Raw genomic sequence first — 15,338 nt, 5'->3', positions numbered from 1 at the left:
GATCAGTCGGTCAGTCGAAGGCAGGGCGTCGGGCGCGATGGTCGCCGCGGGGCGGGGTGCGGTCCGGGTCGCCGCTGCCCCCGGGGATCACGCGGATCGGGCTGGCGTGAGCATCGAAGCGAGTCGCTCGGCCACCGGCGGCGCGTGCAGGTGCAGCCGTGCCACGTTTATGGCGTCCGCTCCCACCACGGCCAGCAGGGCCAGCGTGCCCACCGCGTACACGCTCAGGTAACCGGAGTCGTTGCGGACGGTCGACTGCCGAAACGAACCCTGACCCAGCCGGTGGCCGATCTGCCGACCGAGGCCATAGCTGCTCGCGGCGAGTGCCGCCAGGTCGTCGGCGTCGTCGCCGGTCGTCAGGTTGTGCGCGATGAGCAGGCCGTCCACCCCACCGAGGACGCAGCCACCGACGCCGGGGACCTGCACGCGCAACTCGGCCAACTCGCCGGCGATCGCCGGGTACGGCAAGGAGGGGTCACCGGCCAGCGACGGTGGGTACGGCTGGGGAGCGGGCTGGTGTCCGGGCCGTCGAGCGACGCGGCGGGGCAGTGTGCCGTTGTCGCCCACCCTCACACCTCCAGGCTCGCCTCGAGGGAGCGGAGCTGGTGCCGGGCGAGCGCCAGGTTGGAACGGTTCTTGCTGAGCATCAGGTAGAGGAACAGCCCTTTGCCGTTGCGGCCGGTGAGCGGCCGGATCAGGTGGTACTGGCTGCCCAGCGTGATCAGGATGTCCTCGATCTCGTCGTTCAGCTTCAGCATCTCGATGGTGCGCATCTTGGCGCGTACCACGTCGGTGTTGCCGGCGGCGGCGATCGTCAGGTCGACGTCGCCACCCCCGGCGACGCCGAGCGTCATCCCGCTGTTGTAGTCGACGAGCGCCACGCCGATCGCGCCGTCGATGCCCATCGCGTTCTTGAGCGCGACGTCGAGGTTTCCCACGGTTGTTCTCCCAGGGTTCGGTGCTGGCACTGCCGCTCCAAGCAGGGGTGCGACTGGGGCGGAGCGACGCCGTGAAGGTGGTCTCCGATGCTGGCACACGCGAGAGCCGCACGCACCTGGTGGGCCGGTAACGACCTGAGTGGCCGGTCAGTGATCGGCCGTGAGTCCCGTCAACGGGACCGTGCCGAGGGATGTCCAAGCCCCGAACGGGGGTGATATTGCGCCAACGGGCCGCGTGGATGACCCAGGAAACCGGTGCGGAAGGCGACAAACCCGGCAGAATGCGGACGAGGGGGTGTCATGAACCTGGCGAGTGTCCTGCCGCTGGCCGTTGTGATGGTCGCCGGTCCACAGGTGATCAGCGCCATCTTCCTGGCCTCCAGTCGAGACGCGAAGCGCAGTTCGGTCGCGTTCCTCGCCGGGTCCGGGCTCGCCACGCTGACCGGCCTGAGCGTCTGGTACCTGGTATTCCACCTGATCCGCGGGGGAGGCGACGGTGACAAGGACGACGGCACCCGGCGACTGATCGACTGGATCGTGCTCGCCATCCTGCTGGTGCTCATGGTGTTGGTGTACCTCCGGCGCAAGCGGAGCGAGCCGCCGAAATGGATGGGAAAGCTGGAGGAGGCAGGCCCGAGATTCGCGTTCGTTCTCGGGATCCTGCTGTTCCTCGCGATGCCCAGCGACGAGGCCACCATGGCGGCGGTCGCCGGCAGCCTGGCCGGCCACGGCAAACCGTGGCCGCACCTGCTGCCCTTCCTGTTCGTGACCCTGCTGCTGCTGGCCCTGCCGCTGGTCGCCCTGCTGGTCTTCGGTCAGCGGGCGGTCGCCGTGCTACCGAAGATCCGGAACTGGGCGAACAACCACTCCTGGCTGGTCAGCGAGGCGGTCATCCTGATCTTCGTGGCGATCGTCGCGAGCGACCTGACCAGGTAGGCGGACAGTCAGTAGCCGGGAGGTGGCCGGAAGCCGGGCAGGACGCCCGCCTCCTCCAAGGCCGCCGCGATCTCCAGCAGCCGCACCTCGGACCAGCGCGCCCCGACGATCTGGAGACCGACAGGAAGTCCGGCGTCGTCGAGCCCGGCCGGCACCGTCAGCGCGGGCAGGCCGGCCAGGTTCGCGAAGACCATCTGGTGCCCCTGGTCGCCGTACGAGGTCGCGTCGTGGCCGAACGCCACGGTCGTCGCCGGCGGAAGGAGCAGCGCGTCGCAGCCCTCGAAGAACCGGTCCCAGGCACCGACGAACCGATCCCGGCGATCCAGCGCGGCCAGATACCAGCCGAGGCTGGCGTGCTCGGCGTCAAGCTGGACGCCCGGATCGAACACTCCGGTGACGGCACCCAGCAGGTCGCCGAAGAGCCGCAGGTCATCCCAGTCCACGTCGGGCAGCTCGGAGGAGATCACCGCCCCCGCGTCGGCCGCCACCGCCGCCACCCGCTCGACGGCGTCCCGCAGGCTCTGCTCGACGTCGGCGCCGGGCACCGCTGCCGCGACCGCCAGCCGGAGCCCCTGGAGTTCCCGGCGACCACGGGATGCCAGCGGCACCGGCGGGATCTCGACGTCACGGCCGTCCGGACCAGCGATGACCCGCAGGACCAGATCGAGGTCGGCCACATCCCGGGCCATGGGCCCGATCGCGCCGAGCAGCCGCACCGACCGTGGTACGCCGGGCAGGGGCCGGAAGAAGCCGGTCGACGGCACCCGGTTCTCGGTCGTCTTCAGCCCGTACACCCCGCAGAAATGCGGCGGCAGCCGCAGCGAGCCCGCGAGATCCGAACCCACCTCGACCGGCGACAGGCCCGCGGCCAGCGCCGCTGCCGCCCCACCACTGGACCCGCCCGGCGTCCGGTCGGGGCTCCAGGGGTTGTTCGTCCGGCCGAAGATCGGGTTCTCCGACTTGTAGTCGGCGAGGAACGGGGGCACGTTGCTGTGCCCGACGATGACCGCCCCGGCCGCCCGCAGCCGGGCGGCCACCGTGCCGTCCTTGACCGGCACCCGGTCGAAGATCTCGCTGCCGACCGTGGTCCGCAGCGCGGCCGCGTCGTGACCGTCCTTCAGTGTCATCGGTACGCCACCCAGCGGCCCGGCTTCACCCCGCGCCAGGGCCCGGTCCGCAGCCGCGGCGGCGGACCGGGCCCGGTCGACGTCAATCGATACGACGGCGTTTATCGACGGATTGTGCTCGTCGATCCGCGACAGGAAGACGTCCAGCAACTCGGTCGCCGACATATCCCGCCGACGCAGCCGCTCGGCCAGCGCACCGGCCGACTCGTACCACAGCTCAGCCATCTCGTTTCCCCCGATCAGCCCGCGACGACCGGCTGCTGCAACTCGGTGACCCGAGCCTCGCACCCGTCGGGACCGACCTCGAGATAGACCTCGCGGGCGGCGCCGTCCACCCGACAGCCGTTGCCGTCGAGCCACCGCGCCAGCGCGTGATAGCTCGGCAACACGTCGTCCATCGGCCCCTCGTGGACGAGCGTCGCGGCGCGGTCGACCGGTGGCAGGTCCACGATCGTGACGTCCCCCTGGCAGCCTGGCTCGGCACCGACAGGCAACCCGGCGTGCACCGCCACGCCACCGTCCGGCGCGTCGGTGTAACGCGCCACCGCCGGCCCGACGACCGGTACGCCGGCCCGCGCCAACCGGGCGCCCAACTCCTGGTAGAGGGGCCCGATCAACGGCCCGATCTCGGATGGTTCGTAACTGGCGGCGGTGGCGGACAACTCGGCCAGGCGGATCCCTGGCAACGACTTGACCTGGATGTCGGCGTGAGGCATGCGACCATCGCTTTCGACTGCTCGGAGCCTCGCCTCGACCTGGCGCAACCTGGCCCTGTCGGCGTCGATCCGCGCCGCCAACTCGGCCTGCCGCAGCCGCAACATACCGCGCAACTCGTCGCCGTCGATCCGATCCCGCAGGATCGACCGGACCTGTTCCAACGTGAAGCCCAGATCCTTGAGTGCCACGATCCGGTTGAGCAGGGCGAGCTGGTCGGCGCGGTAGGACCGGTAGCCCGTCGCGGCGTCCACCCGCGCGGGCCGTAGCAGGCCGATCGCGTCGTAGTGCCGCAGCATGCGTACCGACACCTGACCGTGTCGGGCGAAGTCTCCGATACTGAACATGACCCATCCATGTCTACGGCCTGACACGGTGTCAGAGTCAACGCCGGTAAGCTGGCCTTTTCCGCAGCTTAGAGGGCCCGCGCGTCGGGCGCTGACGGTGCCGCGGCCCGCCCGTCACCTGGGGCCGTCTCAACCGGGGGTCCCGGTGACGAGCGCGTGGTAGTAGAACCGGATGTTGTCCTCGTCGCCGTTCACGACCCGTTTGAACACCTTGTCGATGGGGCTCACGCAGGTGCCGCCGGACAGCTCGACGAGGAACGGGAACCCGGTCAACAGTCCGTCGGTCTCGGCGGTTGGCGTTCGCCACCGCCCGCCCGCCTGGCGGACCATCACCTCACCGACGTAGCAGCCGAACCCGAAAAGCGTCTCGGCGACCTGCTCGGGGCGTACGGCGTCCCGGTGCATCTCGCCCAGGATACCGTCGACGGCATCGAGGCTGTTCGGCGTGTAGTCGAGCCGCGCGCCGGAGATCTCGGCTGCCGCCGCGACGATGTCGGCCGCGAACAGGTGTGCGTTGTCGGGCAGGGGTTCGTACCTCAGGCCGAGTTTCACGCCGGGCACTCTAACGGGATCTCTCCGGCCCGGTTGACCCGTCGTCACCCGCGGCGGTCGACCGCTTGACCTCAACGCGGGTTGAGGTTCGACGATCGAGGACATGAACGCGACGGTTGACGTCAGCACCGAGATCTCCGCGATTACGCGGGTGGTCGCCAAACTCGAACAGGCGCAGCGCGACGAACTCGTCGACGAGTTCGTCGCGCTGTTCCGCCCGGACGCCATCTGGACCACGGGCGGCGGCAAGCTACTGATCGGCCGGGACGCCATCGCGGCCTTCACCGCACAGGTCCTGCCCGGCGCGATGAAGGACCTCGTTCCGTCGTACGAGGTCGTGCACGTCCTCTTCATCCGGCCCGACGTCGCGGCGGTCAAGGTCCGCCAGCGCTACTTCTCGCCGGACGGGGAGCCGGTCACCTCGCTGGGCGAGGGCAGCCCCATGTACGTGATGGCCAAGGAGGACGGGCAGTGGCGGCTCACCGCCAACCAGAACACGGTCGTGGTGGCCGGGCCTGAGGCATGATCGATTCGTGGGTGCGGTGACGTGGCGGGCGGTTGGGCACGCCTTTCCCGGTCCGGTCGGCCTGGCCGGCTGGATCGCGGCGACCGTACCGGCGCCGCTGGTCTTCTTCGAAGCAACCCACCGGTGGGAGGAGGATCAGCCCGCGTCGACATCGTTCTGGTGGACGCTCGGGGCGCTACCGGTGCTCACCGCCGTGGCGGCGGCCCGGTGGACCGGCAACGCCGGCCGGCAACGCCGCCTCTCCGGCCTCGCGGCAGCCGTCGTCGTGGCCAGCCTGGTCGGTACGGTGTTCGTGCTGGCGTCCGTGGCCGTCCATCGATTCGTCATCCCGCTGGACGGCGCCATCGAGTGGCGCCTCGTCCGCTCCGGCGTTCCGCCGCTGGCGGTCGCCGGCGCTGTGGTGGGTTGGCTGCTCGCGCTGCGCGACCGGGACGGGTCGCGGGCGCGGATGGCGGCACGGCACGGCCTGGCCATCGGGGCGGCGGCGGCCGTCCTGGGTGCCGTGCTGGCGCCGGCGACGGTACGACTGGGCGCCGAGGACAGCACCGGGCAATACGACATGACCGAGTACGGCGGTGTCGGCCCGTACGCCGCCGGGGGCCGTGAGCCGGGGGAATTGTCGCTCCCGGCGGCGGACCGATACGCGATCATGGCGATGGGGTTCGCGCCGCAGAACCCGGAGTGCCGGGTGGCTGGCGGCGCGGGGCAGCCCGAGCGGCCAGCGGACCGTGTCGCGATCCCACCCGCGGACTACGGCGGCGACTTCGCCACGTACGCGTGGGTCGCCACGTTTACCGTTCCCGATCCCGGAACCTACTCGTTGACCTGCCGGTCCAGCGATCACCAGGCGTCGTATGTCGTCACCCGGATCCCGCCGATCCGCGGGGCGGTGGGTGAGATGATCCACTGGCCCGAGGCCGTGATTTCGGCGTTGGGCACCGTGCCCGGGCTGCTCATCATCGCGGACGCCGTCAGACGTCGCGCCCGGCGGCGATGATCCACCGCACCGCGGACGACGTCACCGACCGCGCACCAGATCCTCGACCTCGGTGAGGCTGGCGACGCGATCACATTCGTCGTCGCTCAGTTGGTTGATCAATGCCTTGGCCGCCTGGGCCTGCCTCGTGGTGGGTAGGGCGCCGGCGACGAGGTCCGGCAACGTCAGTTCGTAGCCCACCCGGGCGCGAGGGGAATACCGATCACGGGTACGAGCCACCGCACTCGCCACCCGCAGCGCGTGCTCGTTGCCCGGTGGAACGTGCCGGCGGTCCACCTCGCGGGCCCCGAAGCGCATCCGGTGGTGGAACTCGCACGTCTCGCACGCGGTGGGGCCGTGGGCCAGCCGTGACCCGCACGCCGGACAGGTGAGTTGGTCGAATGCCCCGTCGACGACCCGCCACTCGTGCTCCGACGGGTCGTCCACCACCAACCAGGCCACCTCGATCGCCTCGGGCGACCCGGGAGTGACGTCGAGATCCCGGAGTAGACGCTCCCACGCCTCCTGAATCTCGGTCTCGATCTGGTCGATGACGCGAGCGAGAAGGGGACTTCGCCAGGTTGGGAGGGGTTTGGCCACGATGAAATTATGACAGCGGCACCTCCTTTACGATTTTGCTCCATGCGTCGTGCCGCGCCGATACTGGCGGTCCTGCTCCTGGCCATCCTCACCGCCTGCACCTCCGGGCCGGAGGATGAGGATGCCGGGCACACGATGCTGACCGTCATGGTGGGCAACGACGCGACGGCGGCGCAGAAGGGTGTGGTGGAGCAGCGGCTGCGCGCGATGCCGAGCGTGGAGGGCGTCAGTTTCGAGGACCGCAAGCAGGCGTACGAGAACCTGCGGAAGGATTCGCCGGACCTGGTGGCGGAGGTGGATCCCGAACACATGCCGGAGTCCTTCCGGGCGACCGTCACGGACCCGTCGGTGGCCGAGGCGATCGACCTGATCATGGGTACGGTCGACGGCGTCGATTCGGTCGCGCTGATCGCCGCCGATGTTGATCCCCGGCCGTCGCGGATCGGTCTGATCGTCCGGCTGGCGCCGACCGTGACGGACGAGCAGCGGGCCGCCGTGGAGACGGCCGTGCGGGCGCTGCCCGACGTGGAATCGGTCGAGTTCGAGGACCGCGACGCCGCCCACGAGCGCCTGCGCGAGCAGTGCCGAGGCAAGGGTGATCTTGCCGCCCTGCTCGACCGACAGGTGGTCCGCGCGTCGCTGCGGCTCCAACTCCCATTGACCGGCGGGAGCGGGCTCGACCTGCCCGAGTTGCGCGGCCTTGCTGGCGTCGAGGCGGTGCGACTCGTCCCGACGGCGATGATCTGAGTTGTGCTCCCGGCGTTGCCTGGCCGGGGTCGGCACCGGCTGTTCTTACCGTCGTCGACGTGCGTACGGGACCACGAAGCCGGCTGACCGCATCGCCGGTCCATTGGGGTGGCACTGGCACGGGACGATGACTCCGTAGCGGCTGGCCTACGCTGCCGACCATGTCGATCGACAACGTGCCCCAACTGATCTTCAGCCTCGCGCTCTGGGCCGCCGGGCTGTTCGTGCTGTACATCCTGATTCGGCTGGCCGTCCTGCACGGCATCGAGGACGCTGACCGCCGCAGAGCTTCCAAACGCTGATCGTGTACCCGCCGCGGGACCGCAGCGAACAAGCCCTAGCATCATCGGGATGGCGACGCGGCTTGTGCAGATCAACATGAAGGCTCGAGACGACTCCGCGCTGGGTGGCTTCTGGGCGGAGGTGCTCGGCTGGGAAGTCTCCAGCGAGGAACCCGGCGTAACCAACCTCGAACCCGAGGGCATCGCGTACCCCGACCCTGTGGCGGTCTGCATCGACCTCGTCGTCTCCGCGGAACCCAAGACGGTGAAGAACCGCGTGCACGTCGACCTCGCCACCACCTCGGCGGACCACCATGCGCAGGTTGTCGCGCGCCTGAAGGAACTCGGCGCAACACCCGCCGACGTGGGTCAGGGCGACGTCCCATGGACGGTCATGGCAGACCCGGAGGGCAACGAGTTCTGCGTGCTGGACCCCCGTCCGCTCCACCGCGACACGGGACCGATCGCCGCGGTAGTGGTCGACTGCGCGGATCCGCGAGCCTTGGCCGGCTTCTGGACAAACGCCATGGACTGGACCCCGCACGAGGTGACCGACCACGAGGTGGTCCTGCGGTCCGCCAAGGGCGTCGGCCCATATCTGCGGTTCGTTCGCACGCCTGACGTGAAGACCGGGTGGAACCGCGTCCATCTCGATGTCCGCCCATATCCGGGTGACGACATGGAGGCCGAGGCGGCCAGACTGCGGGCGCTCGGCGCCACCGCGATCGACGTGGACAAGGACGTCCCCTGGACGGTCCTCGCCGATCCGGAAGGCAACGAGTTCTGCCTCCTCACCCCACGCTGACCCGAGACCCCCTCCGCCGCGCGGTTGACCGCCACAACGAGAACGGCCCAGGCTTGGCGAGAACGCCGCTGACCTGGGCCGGAGGGTGTGGAGCGGGCGACGGGAATCGAACCCGCACCGTCAGTTTGGAAGACTGAAGCTCTGCCATTGAGCTACGCCCGCGTACGCCGTGATCATGCTCGGCGCGCTCTCAGCGTACCGAATCGGGAGCCGGCTCCCCAACCGGGGCCCGCCGGGGGCCGACGTGCGGGAGGCCCGCGGCCGGCCGGGAGGGAGGGCGTGGATGCCTCCGGTGCCTCGGCGACCCCGGCGACCCCGCGACTCCGACGGCACCCACCCCGCTGCGCTGCCGGGGAGGAAAGGGGCCGGGAGCGGCACGCGGGTGGACCGGGCACCGCGTCTGTCAGCCGGACCGCTTACACTTCTGATCGCCACGGGGTGTGGCGCAGCTTGGTAGCGCACTCGCTTTGGGAGCGAGGGGCCGTGGGTTCAAATCCCGCCACCCCGACTGTCGCGATCGGCCCTGGGGTCGCACGCCCTGGGGCCGCCCGGGAGTGCGGCGGTGGGCGCCGCCGGGCCGTCCGCGCGGTCCGACTACACTCGATGGGCTGAATCATGCCCTGTCAAGACCGAGATCCGTTTCAAGGAGTACGCCTGTGAAGAGCACCGTCGAGACTCTGAGCCCGACCCGGGTGCGGCTCGCCATCGAGGTGCCGTTCGTCGAGCTCGAGCCGAGCCTCCGGAAGGCGTACCGGGAGATCGCCCAGCAGGTGACCGTGCCCGGCTTCCGGCGCGGGAAGGTCCCGGCCCATGTGATCGACCAGCGGGTCGGCCGGGGCGCCGTGCTCAACGAGGCGGTGCAGGAGGCCATTCCGGAGAACATTCTGGCGGCCGTGCGGGAGCACGAGCTGAAGACGCTCGGCCGGCCAGAGGTCGAGATCACCGAACTCGCGGACCGGGAGTCGCTGAAGTTCACCGCCGAGGTCGACGTCCGGCCGGAGATCACCCTCCCGGACCTGTCGACGATCGAGGTCACCGTCGACGAGGTGCAGATCGATGACAGCGAGGTCGACGAGCAGATCACGTCGCTGCGGGACCGGTTCGCCACCCTGAAGACGGTGGAGCGGGCGGCCGCCGAGGGCGATTTCGTGCAGATCGACCTGTCGGCCACGGTCGACGGTGAAGAGGTGCCGGGCGGCTCCGCCAGCAACATCTCCCACGAGGTGGGCAGCAAGCAGCTGCTTCCCGGCCTGGACGAGGCGCTGGTGGGCCTGTCCGCCGGCGATTCGACGACCTTCACCACCCAGCTTGTGGGCGGCGACTTCGCCGGCCGGGACGCCGACGTCGCGGTGACCGTGCGGACCGTCAAGGAGAAGGAACTGCCCGAGCTGGACGACGACTTCGCCGGGCTGGCCAGCGAGTTCGACACCCTGGACGAGCTGCGAACCGACCTGCGCGAGCGGGTGTCCAAGGGCAAGAAGGTGGAGCAGATCTACGCCGCCCGGGACAAGGCCCTGGAGCAGTTGGTGGCCGCCGCGGAGGTGCCGGCCCCGGAGGGCGTGGTGCGCGAGGAGGTCGAGCACCGCAAGCAGGCCATGGCCGACCAGCTGGAGCGCATCGGCGCCTCGATGGAGGAATACCTCGCCGCCGAGGAGAAGACCGAGGAGCAGATCGACGCGGAGCTGACCGAGTCGGCAACCGAGGGTGTGAAGATCCAGCTATTGCTGGACACCCTGGCCGACGCCGAGGAGGTGCAGGTCTCCGATGACGAGTTCGGCCACGAGATCGTGCACCGGGCGCAGCGTGCCGGGATGGCTCCGCAGCAGTACTACGACCAGCTGGTCCGCTCGGGCGCCGCGGCCGCCATCTTCGGCGACGTGCGGCGTGGCAAGGCGCTGACCACCGTGCTGGAGAAAATCAAGATCGTGGACTCGGCGGGCAACCAGGTCAACCTGGACGAGCTGCGCGCGGAGGCCGGCGTGGCCGATCACGACCACGAGCACTGAGGTTCGAACGACGGTCGGCCGCCGGGCGCCGGATGCGGCGCACGGCGGCCGAAACCGCTCTCCGGGTACGGCCCGGCGCAGCTGCGCTGATAGCGAACAGGGCCCCGACCGGGGCGCTGGGACGGTGGCGAGCGGTTAGTGTCGGGCCTTAAGACGGTACGGAGAGCGAAGGGCTGCCATGACCGAAATGCACGTCCCAGCGATGCCCCTCCGGGCGGCCGACGCCCGTGGCGGAGATTCCTTTGGCAACCTCGACGACTCGATTTACAACCGCCTGCTCAAGGAGCGGATCGTCTTCCTGGGCAGTGAGGTGACCGACCAGGTCGCCAACCGCATCTGCGCGCAGCTGCTGCTGCTCGCCGCGGAAGATCCCACCCGCGACATCAACCTGTGGATCAACTCGCCGGGCGGCTCGGTCTACTCCGGCATGGCGATCTACGACACGATGCAGTTCATCGACAACGACGTCTCCACCGTCGCGATGGGCATGGCCGCGTCGATGGGTCAGCTCCTGCTCTGCGCCGGCACCAAGGGTAAGCGGTACGCTCTGCCGCACGCCCGGATCATGATGCACCAGCCGTCCGGCGGCATGGGCGGCACCGCTGCGGACATCGCCATCCAGGCGGAACAGATGCTGTACACCAAGCGGATGTTCCAGGATCGGGTGGCGCACCACACCGGCCAGACCCAGCAGCAGATCGAGGCCGACTCGGACCGTGACCGGTGGTTCACGGCGCAGGAGGCGCTCGACTACGGCTTCATCGACAAGGTGATCACGGGGGCCGCCCAGGTTCCCGAGGGCGCCGGGACCCTGAGCTGAGGAGCTGACGGATGACCGACATGACGCGACCGCCGCACTTCGCGCCGGTGACCAACCGATACATCCTCCCGTCGTTCGTCGAGCGGACCTCGTACGGCGTCAAGGAGTCCAACCCGTACAACAAGATGTTCGAGGACCGGATCATCTTCCTCGGCGTCCAGGTCGATGACGCGTCGGCCAACGACATCATGGCCCAGCTGTTGACGCTGGAGAGCACCGATCCGGACCGCGACATCACGATGTACATCAACTCGCCGGGTGGCTCGTTCACGGCGATGACGGCGATCTACGACACCATGCAGTACGTCCGCCCGGACATCGTCACCGTGTGCCTCGGCCAGGCGGCGAGCGCGGCGGCGGTCCTGCTGGCCGCCGGTTCGCCGGGCAAGCGGATGGCGCTGCCGAACTCGCGGATCATCATCCACCAGCCGGCTACAGAGGGCGGGTACGGGCAGGGTTCGGACATCGAGATCCAGGCCCGGGAGATCCTGCGGATGCGCACCCAGATGGAGGAGATCATCTCCCGGCACTCCGGCCGTCCGCCGGAGACCGTCCGTAGGGACATCGACCGAGACAAGATCATGACCGCGGAGGAGTCCCGCGAGTACGGGATCATCGACACGGTCCTCTCCACGCGCAAGAAGGGGCTACTCGCGGCCAACGCGCGCGGTTGACGACACGGTCCGGGGCCGGGTGGCCGACGCCACCCGGCCCCGGACACGCCCACTTTTGGGGGTCGGAGAAACCCCCGTCAGGGAGTAACGTCGGGTCTGCACCGCTTCGCCGGCACGCGTCGGGGAGCGACCAGACGGACGAAGCAGGGCAGACCTCAAGCCAGAGCCGGCGCGCCGGCCGATGAGCGCAGGGAGAACGTAGGTGGCACGGATCGGTGACGGTGGCGACCTACTGAAATGCTCCTTCTGCGGCAAGTCGCAGAAGCAGGTGAAGAAACTCATCGCGGGTCCGGGCGTCTACATCTGCGACGAGTGCATCGACCTGTGTAACGAGATCATCGAAGAGGAGCTCGCCGAGACCGGCGAGGTCAAGTGGGAAGAGCTGCCCAAACCGATCGAGATCTGCCAGTTCCTCGACACCTACGTGGTGGGCCAGGACCACGCGAAGAAGGCGCTGGCCGTCGCGGTCTACAACCACTACAAGCGGATCCAGGCGGACGGCGCGAGCGGCCCCAGCTCCGGGGATCACGTCGAGCTGGCGAAGTCCAACATCATGCTGATCGGCCCCACCGGATGCGGCAAGACGCACCTCGCGCAGACCCTGGCCCGGATGCTCAACGTGCCGTTCGCGATCGCGGACGCCACGGCGCTCACCGAGGCGGGCTACGTGGGTGAGGATGTGGAAAACATCCTGCTCAAGCTGATCCAGGCGGCGGACTACGACATCAAGCGGGCCGAGACGGGCATCATCTACATCGACGAGGTCGACAAGATCGCCCGCAAGTCGGAGAACCCCTCGATCACCCGCGACGTCTCCGGCGAGGGTGTCCAGCAGGCCCTCCTCAAGATTCTCGAAGGCACCGTGGCGAACGTCCCCCCCCAGGGCGGCCGCAAGCATCCGCACCAGGAGTTCATCCAGATCGACACCACGAATGTGCTGTTCATCTGCGGCGGCGCCTTCGCCGGCCTGGACCGGATCATCGAGTCCCGCACCGGACAGGGCGGCCTCGGCTTCGGAGCCCACCTGCGTGCCGTGTCGGAGCGGTCGATGGACGACATCTTCGCCCAGGTGATGCCCGAGGACATGCTGAAGTTCGGACTGATCCCGGAGTTCATCGGACGGCTTCCGGTGATCACCAACGTGCGCAGCCTGGACCGGACCGCCCTGGTCCAGATCCTCACCGAGCCGCGCAACGCCCTGGTCCGGCAGTACCAGCGGCTGTTCGAGCTGGATGGAGTGGAACTGGAGTTCGAGCCGGGGGCCCTGGAGGCGATCGCCGACCAGGCGATGCTGCGGGGCACCGGCGCCCGAGGGCTGCGCGCCATCATGGAGGAGGTCCTCCAGTCGGTCATGTACGAGGTGCCGAGCAACCCGGACGTGGCCCGCGTGTTAATCACCCGTGGCGTGGTGCTGGAGAACGTCAATCCCACGATCGTTCCCCGCGAGTTCACCGGCCGGCGCCGGCGCGACCGCGAGGAGAAGTCGGCCTGACCCGGGGTCGCGACGCTGGCGGCCCTCGGGCACCGGCCGTACGCTTCGGATCATGCGCGTTGCCGTCTGCCAGCTCAACTCCCGGGATGACCGGAGAGCCAACCTGAGGGTCGCGGCCGACCTGTTGGCCGCCGCCGCGGACGCCGGCGCCGACCTCGCGGTCCTGCCCGAGTACGTCGACCACCTCGGTCCGGCCGCCACAGCGCCGGCGCCGGAGCCGGTGGACGGCGAGTTCGCCGCCTTCGCCGCGGCAGCGGCACGCCGCCACGGCATGTGGGTGCACGCCGGTTCGTTCCACGAGGAAGGTCCCGACGCCGAGCACACGTACAACACCTCGCTGGTGTTCGACCGCAACGGCACGCTGGCCGGTCGATACCGCAAGATCCACCTGTACGACGTGGAGATCCCCGGTCGCGTGTCGTACCTGGAATCGGCGTCGGTCGCCCCGGGGGACGAACCTGTGGTGGTGCCGGTCGACGGCGTGCCGGTCGGCCTGTCGATCTGCTACGACCTGCGTTTCCCGGAGCTGTACCGCCTGCTCGTCGACGCCGGCGCCCGGGTGCTCGTGGTGCCCGCGGCGTTCATGCTGCACACCGGTCGGGACCACTGGGAGGTGCTGCTGCGCGCCCGCGCGATCGAGAACCAGAGTTTCGTCGTGGCCGCCGCCCAGATCGGGGACCACGAACCGGGCCGCACGTGCTTCGGTCGCAGCATGGTGATCGACCCGTGGGGGACGGTCCTGGCACAGGCCGCTGACACGACGGGAGTCGTCGTCGCAGATCTGGATCTCGATCGGCTGGACCGGATCCGGTCCGAACTGCCTAGCCTTGCCAACCGACGGCTCTGATGGTCCGTTGATGGGAGAGTGCGGGCCGTGGCACTCGCCGCACGATGGTGTGGGCGTGCCGCGGCCGGTCTCACGGAGGGGCTGTGCCGTCCCCTGAGGAGACCTCAGGTGCCTTGTAGCAGGATTCCGACCACGGCGAGACCGATAATCGCGCCGCCGGTCACCAGGAGGGCCGTGAGCATCCGTGACCGGCCCCGGCGGGCGAGTCGGTGCAGCGCCACGATCAGCACGAGCAGGACCGCCGTTCCAATGACCACTTGCCAGAACGGCAGCAACAGGCCGAGCAGGGCATCGTCCGACCGCAGGTCACGCGCGACAGCCATGCCTGCCACTCTGGCACGAGGTTCTCGTCGCCGCCCGCCGATGCCGACGGCCACGCGCAGCCTTCTGGGCTGCGGTGGCGAGGTGATCTCTACAGCGGCACCTTCCCCTTCGCGCCGCGCCAACCGAGTCCACTGATGATCGTTGATTTGCGTTCGGAAGATCGTCCGCGTAACTTTCTCTCTGCACGCGGGACACCGGACAAAACGGCCGGGAGATGCGGGCACGGAGGTGGGTCGCCGCAGGTGACTCGAATCCGGAGCGGGTGGTGCGTCTCAATCAGAAGTCGGGGTTGAGATTGCGGAACCGGCCGTGTAGAGTGGCAAAGCCGGCAGGAGCCGGGCGGGTCCTTCCCTCAGGGGAGACGATCGGCCGGTCTGCTGGTTTCCTCCGACGACAACCCTCCGGTGACGGTGGGCGTCAGCGCGGAGACGATCGGGCGGTGCGGTTCGGGTCCTTGAGGGGTTCCGGGTCCGCGATGCTGACCGGCGAAACGGACGACCTCATCGGGGCTGCTGCTTGTGTGGTGGTTTTGGTGGTGTGTGGTTGTTCTTTGAGAACTCAACAGGGTGCTTTGTGATGCCAGTGCCAATTATGGTTTTATGCCCCGTTCCTGGCTGGTCTTGATG

General features: G+C 69.1%; 18 protein-coding genes and 2 tRNA genes. 12 read left to right on the top strand and 8 right to left on the bottom strand.

The genetic code is table 11. The features are described 5' to 3' along the window. Positions 1 to 87: 87 nt before the first annotated feature. Positions 88 to 567 (bottom strand): roadblock/LC7 domain-containing protein, encoded by a 480-nt coding sequence (locus ACFQUZ_RS20775; RefSeq protein WP_377444749.1) that lies wholly within the window; start codon positions 565 to 567, stop codon positions 88 to 90. A gap of 2 nt (positions 568 to 569) precedes the next feature. Then, entirely contained in the window at positions 570 to 938 is a 369-nt protein-coding gene (locus ACFQUZ_RS20770; RefSeq protein WP_377444746.1) for a hypothetical protein, read from the bottom strand. A gap of 300 nt (positions 939 to 1,238) precedes the next feature. Between ACFQUZ_RS20770 and ACFQUZ_RS20765 the strand changes: the two genes are divergently transcribed. After that, positions 1,239 to 1,874, top strand: coding sequence for a GAP family protein (locus ACFQUZ_RS20765; RefSeq protein ID WP_377444743.1), 636 nt, complete (start codon positions 1,239 to 1,241; stop codon positions 1,872 to 1,874). 8 nt (positions 1,875 to 1,882) lie between these two features. Here ACFQUZ_RS20765 and ACFQUZ_RS20760 read toward each other — a convergent pair whose 3' ends face one another. From ACFQUZ_RS20760 to ACFQUZ_RS20750, 3 genes are all read right to left on the bottom strand, one after another. Further along, complete coding sequence (locus ACFQUZ_RS20760; protein ID WP_377444741.1) at positions 1,883 to 3,226, bottom strand: amidase; 1,344 nt, start codon at positions 3,224 to 3,226, stop codon at positions 1,883 to 1,885. A 14-nt stretch (positions 3,227 to 3,240) separates the two neighbouring features. Beyond that, on the bottom strand, positions 3,241 to 4,062 hold the full coding sequence (locus tag ACFQUZ_RS20755; protein WP_377444739.1) for a MerR family transcriptional regulator: 822 nt from the start codon (positions 4,060 to 4,062) through the stop codon (positions 3,241 to 3,243). Positions 4,063 to 4,191: 129 nt separating this feature from the next. Next, the gene (locus ACFQUZ_RS20750; protein ID WP_377444733.1) at positions 4,192 to 4,614 is read right to left on the bottom strand and encodes a hypothetical protein; all 423 of its coding nucleotides are present in this window, start codon (positions 4,612 to 4,614) and stop codon (positions 4,192 to 4,194) included. Positions 4,615 to 4,717: 103 nt separating this feature from the next. On the opposite strand from ACFQUZ_RS20750, the gene ACFQUZ_RS20745 reads away from it, so the two are divergent. Beyond that, entirely contained in the window at positions 4,718 to 5,140 is a 423-nt protein-coding gene (locus tag ACFQUZ_RS20745) for an SgcJ/EcaC family oxidoreductase (RefSeq protein ID WP_377444730.1), read from the top strand. Between the two features lie 7 nt (positions 5,141 to 5,147). Then, complete coding sequence (locus tag ACFQUZ_RS20740) at positions 5,148 to 6,137, top strand: hypothetical protein (protein ID WP_377444728.1); 990 nt, start codon at positions 5,148 to 5,150, stop codon at positions 6,135 to 6,137. 21 nt (positions 6,138 to 6,158) lie between these two features. Here the strand turns inward: ACFQUZ_RS20740 and ACFQUZ_RS20735 are convergent, their stop codons facing one another. Then, positions 6,159 to 6,716 (bottom strand): hypothetical protein, encoded by a 558-nt coding sequence (locus ACFQUZ_RS20735; RefSeq protein WP_377444726.1) that lies wholly within the window; start codon positions 6,714 to 6,716, stop codon positions 6,159 to 6,161. A gap of 42 nt (positions 6,717 to 6,758) precedes the next feature. Here ACFQUZ_RS20735 and ACFQUZ_RS20730 point away from each other — a divergent pair, with 42 nt between their 5' ends. From ACFQUZ_RS20730 to ACFQUZ_RS20720, 3 genes are all read left to right on the top strand, one after another. Further along, positions 6,759 to 7,463 carry a permease-like cell division protein FtsX gene (locus tag ACFQUZ_RS20730; protein WP_377444725.1) on the top strand — a complete coding sequence of 235 codons (705 nt, stop codon included), beginning with the start codon at positions 6,759 to 6,761 and terminating at the stop codon, positions 7,461 to 7,463. Between the two features lie 161 nt (positions 7,464 to 7,624). Next, complete coding sequence (locus ACFQUZ_RS20725; protein ID WP_377444723.1) at positions 7,625 to 7,765, top strand: hypothetical protein; 141 nt, start codon at positions 7,625 to 7,627, stop codon at positions 7,763 to 7,765. 49 nt (positions 7,766 to 7,814) lie between these two features. Then, a complete protein-coding gene (locus ACFQUZ_RS20720; RefSeq protein WP_377444721.1) occupies positions 7,815 to 8,549 on the top strand; it encodes a VOC family protein in 735 nt (244 codons plus the stop codon). An 88-nt stretch (positions 8,550 to 8,637) separates the two neighbouring features. Here ACFQUZ_RS20720 and ACFQUZ_RS20715 read toward each other — a convergent pair. After that, a tRNA-Gly gene (locus ACFQUZ_RS20715) sits at positions 8,638 to 8,711 on the bottom strand. A gap of 272 nt (positions 8,712 to 8,983) precedes the next feature. On the opposite strand from ACFQUZ_RS20715, the gene ACFQUZ_RS20710 reads away from it, so the two are divergent. The 6 genes from ACFQUZ_RS20710 (at position 8,984) to ACFQUZ_RS20685 (ending at position 14,388) form a co-directional block, all read left to right on the top strand. Further along, positions 8,984 to 9,057, top strand: a tRNA-Pro gene (locus ACFQUZ_RS20710). A gap of 148 nt (positions 9,058 to 9,205) precedes the next feature. Beyond that, positions 9,206 to 10,555, top strand: coding sequence for a trigger factor (gene tig / locus ACFQUZ_RS20705; RefSeq protein ID WP_377444719.1), 1,350 nt, complete (start codon positions 9,206 to 9,208; stop codon positions 10,553 to 10,555). 178 nt (positions 10,556 to 10,733) lie between these two features. Continuing rightward, complete coding sequence (locus ACFQUZ_RS20700; protein ID WP_377444716.1) at positions 10,734 to 11,375, top strand: ATP-dependent Clp protease proteolytic subunit; 642 nt, start codon at positions 10,734 to 10,736, stop codon at positions 11,373 to 11,375. 11 nt (positions 11,376 to 11,386) lie between these two features. Beyond that, positions 11,387 to 12,049 (top strand): ATP-dependent Clp protease proteolytic subunit, encoded by a 663-nt coding sequence (locus tag ACFQUZ_RS20695; protein ID WP_377444713.1) that lies wholly within the window; start codon positions 11,387 to 11,389, stop codon positions 12,047 to 12,049. A 202-nt stretch (positions 12,050 to 12,251) separates the two neighbouring features. After that, on the top strand, positions 12,252 to 13,541 hold the full coding sequence (clpX, locus tag ACFQUZ_RS20690) for an ATP-dependent Clp protease ATP-binding subunit ClpX (protein ID WP_377444710.1): 1,290 nt from the start codon (positions 12,252 to 12,254) through the stop codon (positions 13,539 to 13,541). Between the two features lie 52 nt (positions 13,542 to 13,593). Beyond that, a complete protein-coding gene (locus ACFQUZ_RS20685; protein WP_377444707.1) occupies positions 13,594 to 14,388 on the top strand; it encodes a carbon-nitrogen hydrolase family protein in 795 nt (264 codons plus the stop codon). A 104-nt stretch (positions 14,389 to 14,492) separates the two neighbouring features. On the opposite strand, the gene ACFQUZ_RS20680 is transcribed toward ACFQUZ_RS20685, so the two are convergent. Next, complete coding sequence (locus ACFQUZ_RS20680) at positions 14,493 to 14,711, bottom strand: hypothetical protein (RefSeq protein ID WP_377444704.1); 219 nt, start codon at positions 14,709 to 14,711, stop codon at positions 14,493 to 14,495. Between the last annotated feature and the right edge of the window lie 627 nt (positions 14,712 to 15,338).

Origin of the sequence: Plantactinospora sp. GCM10030261, from assembly GCF_042666615.1 — a bacterium.
Classification (GTDB): Bacteria; Actinomycetota; Actinomycetes; order Mycobacteriales; family Micromonosporaceae; genus KBS50.
This window is presented reverse-complemented; position numbering and strand designations above follow the sequence as displayed.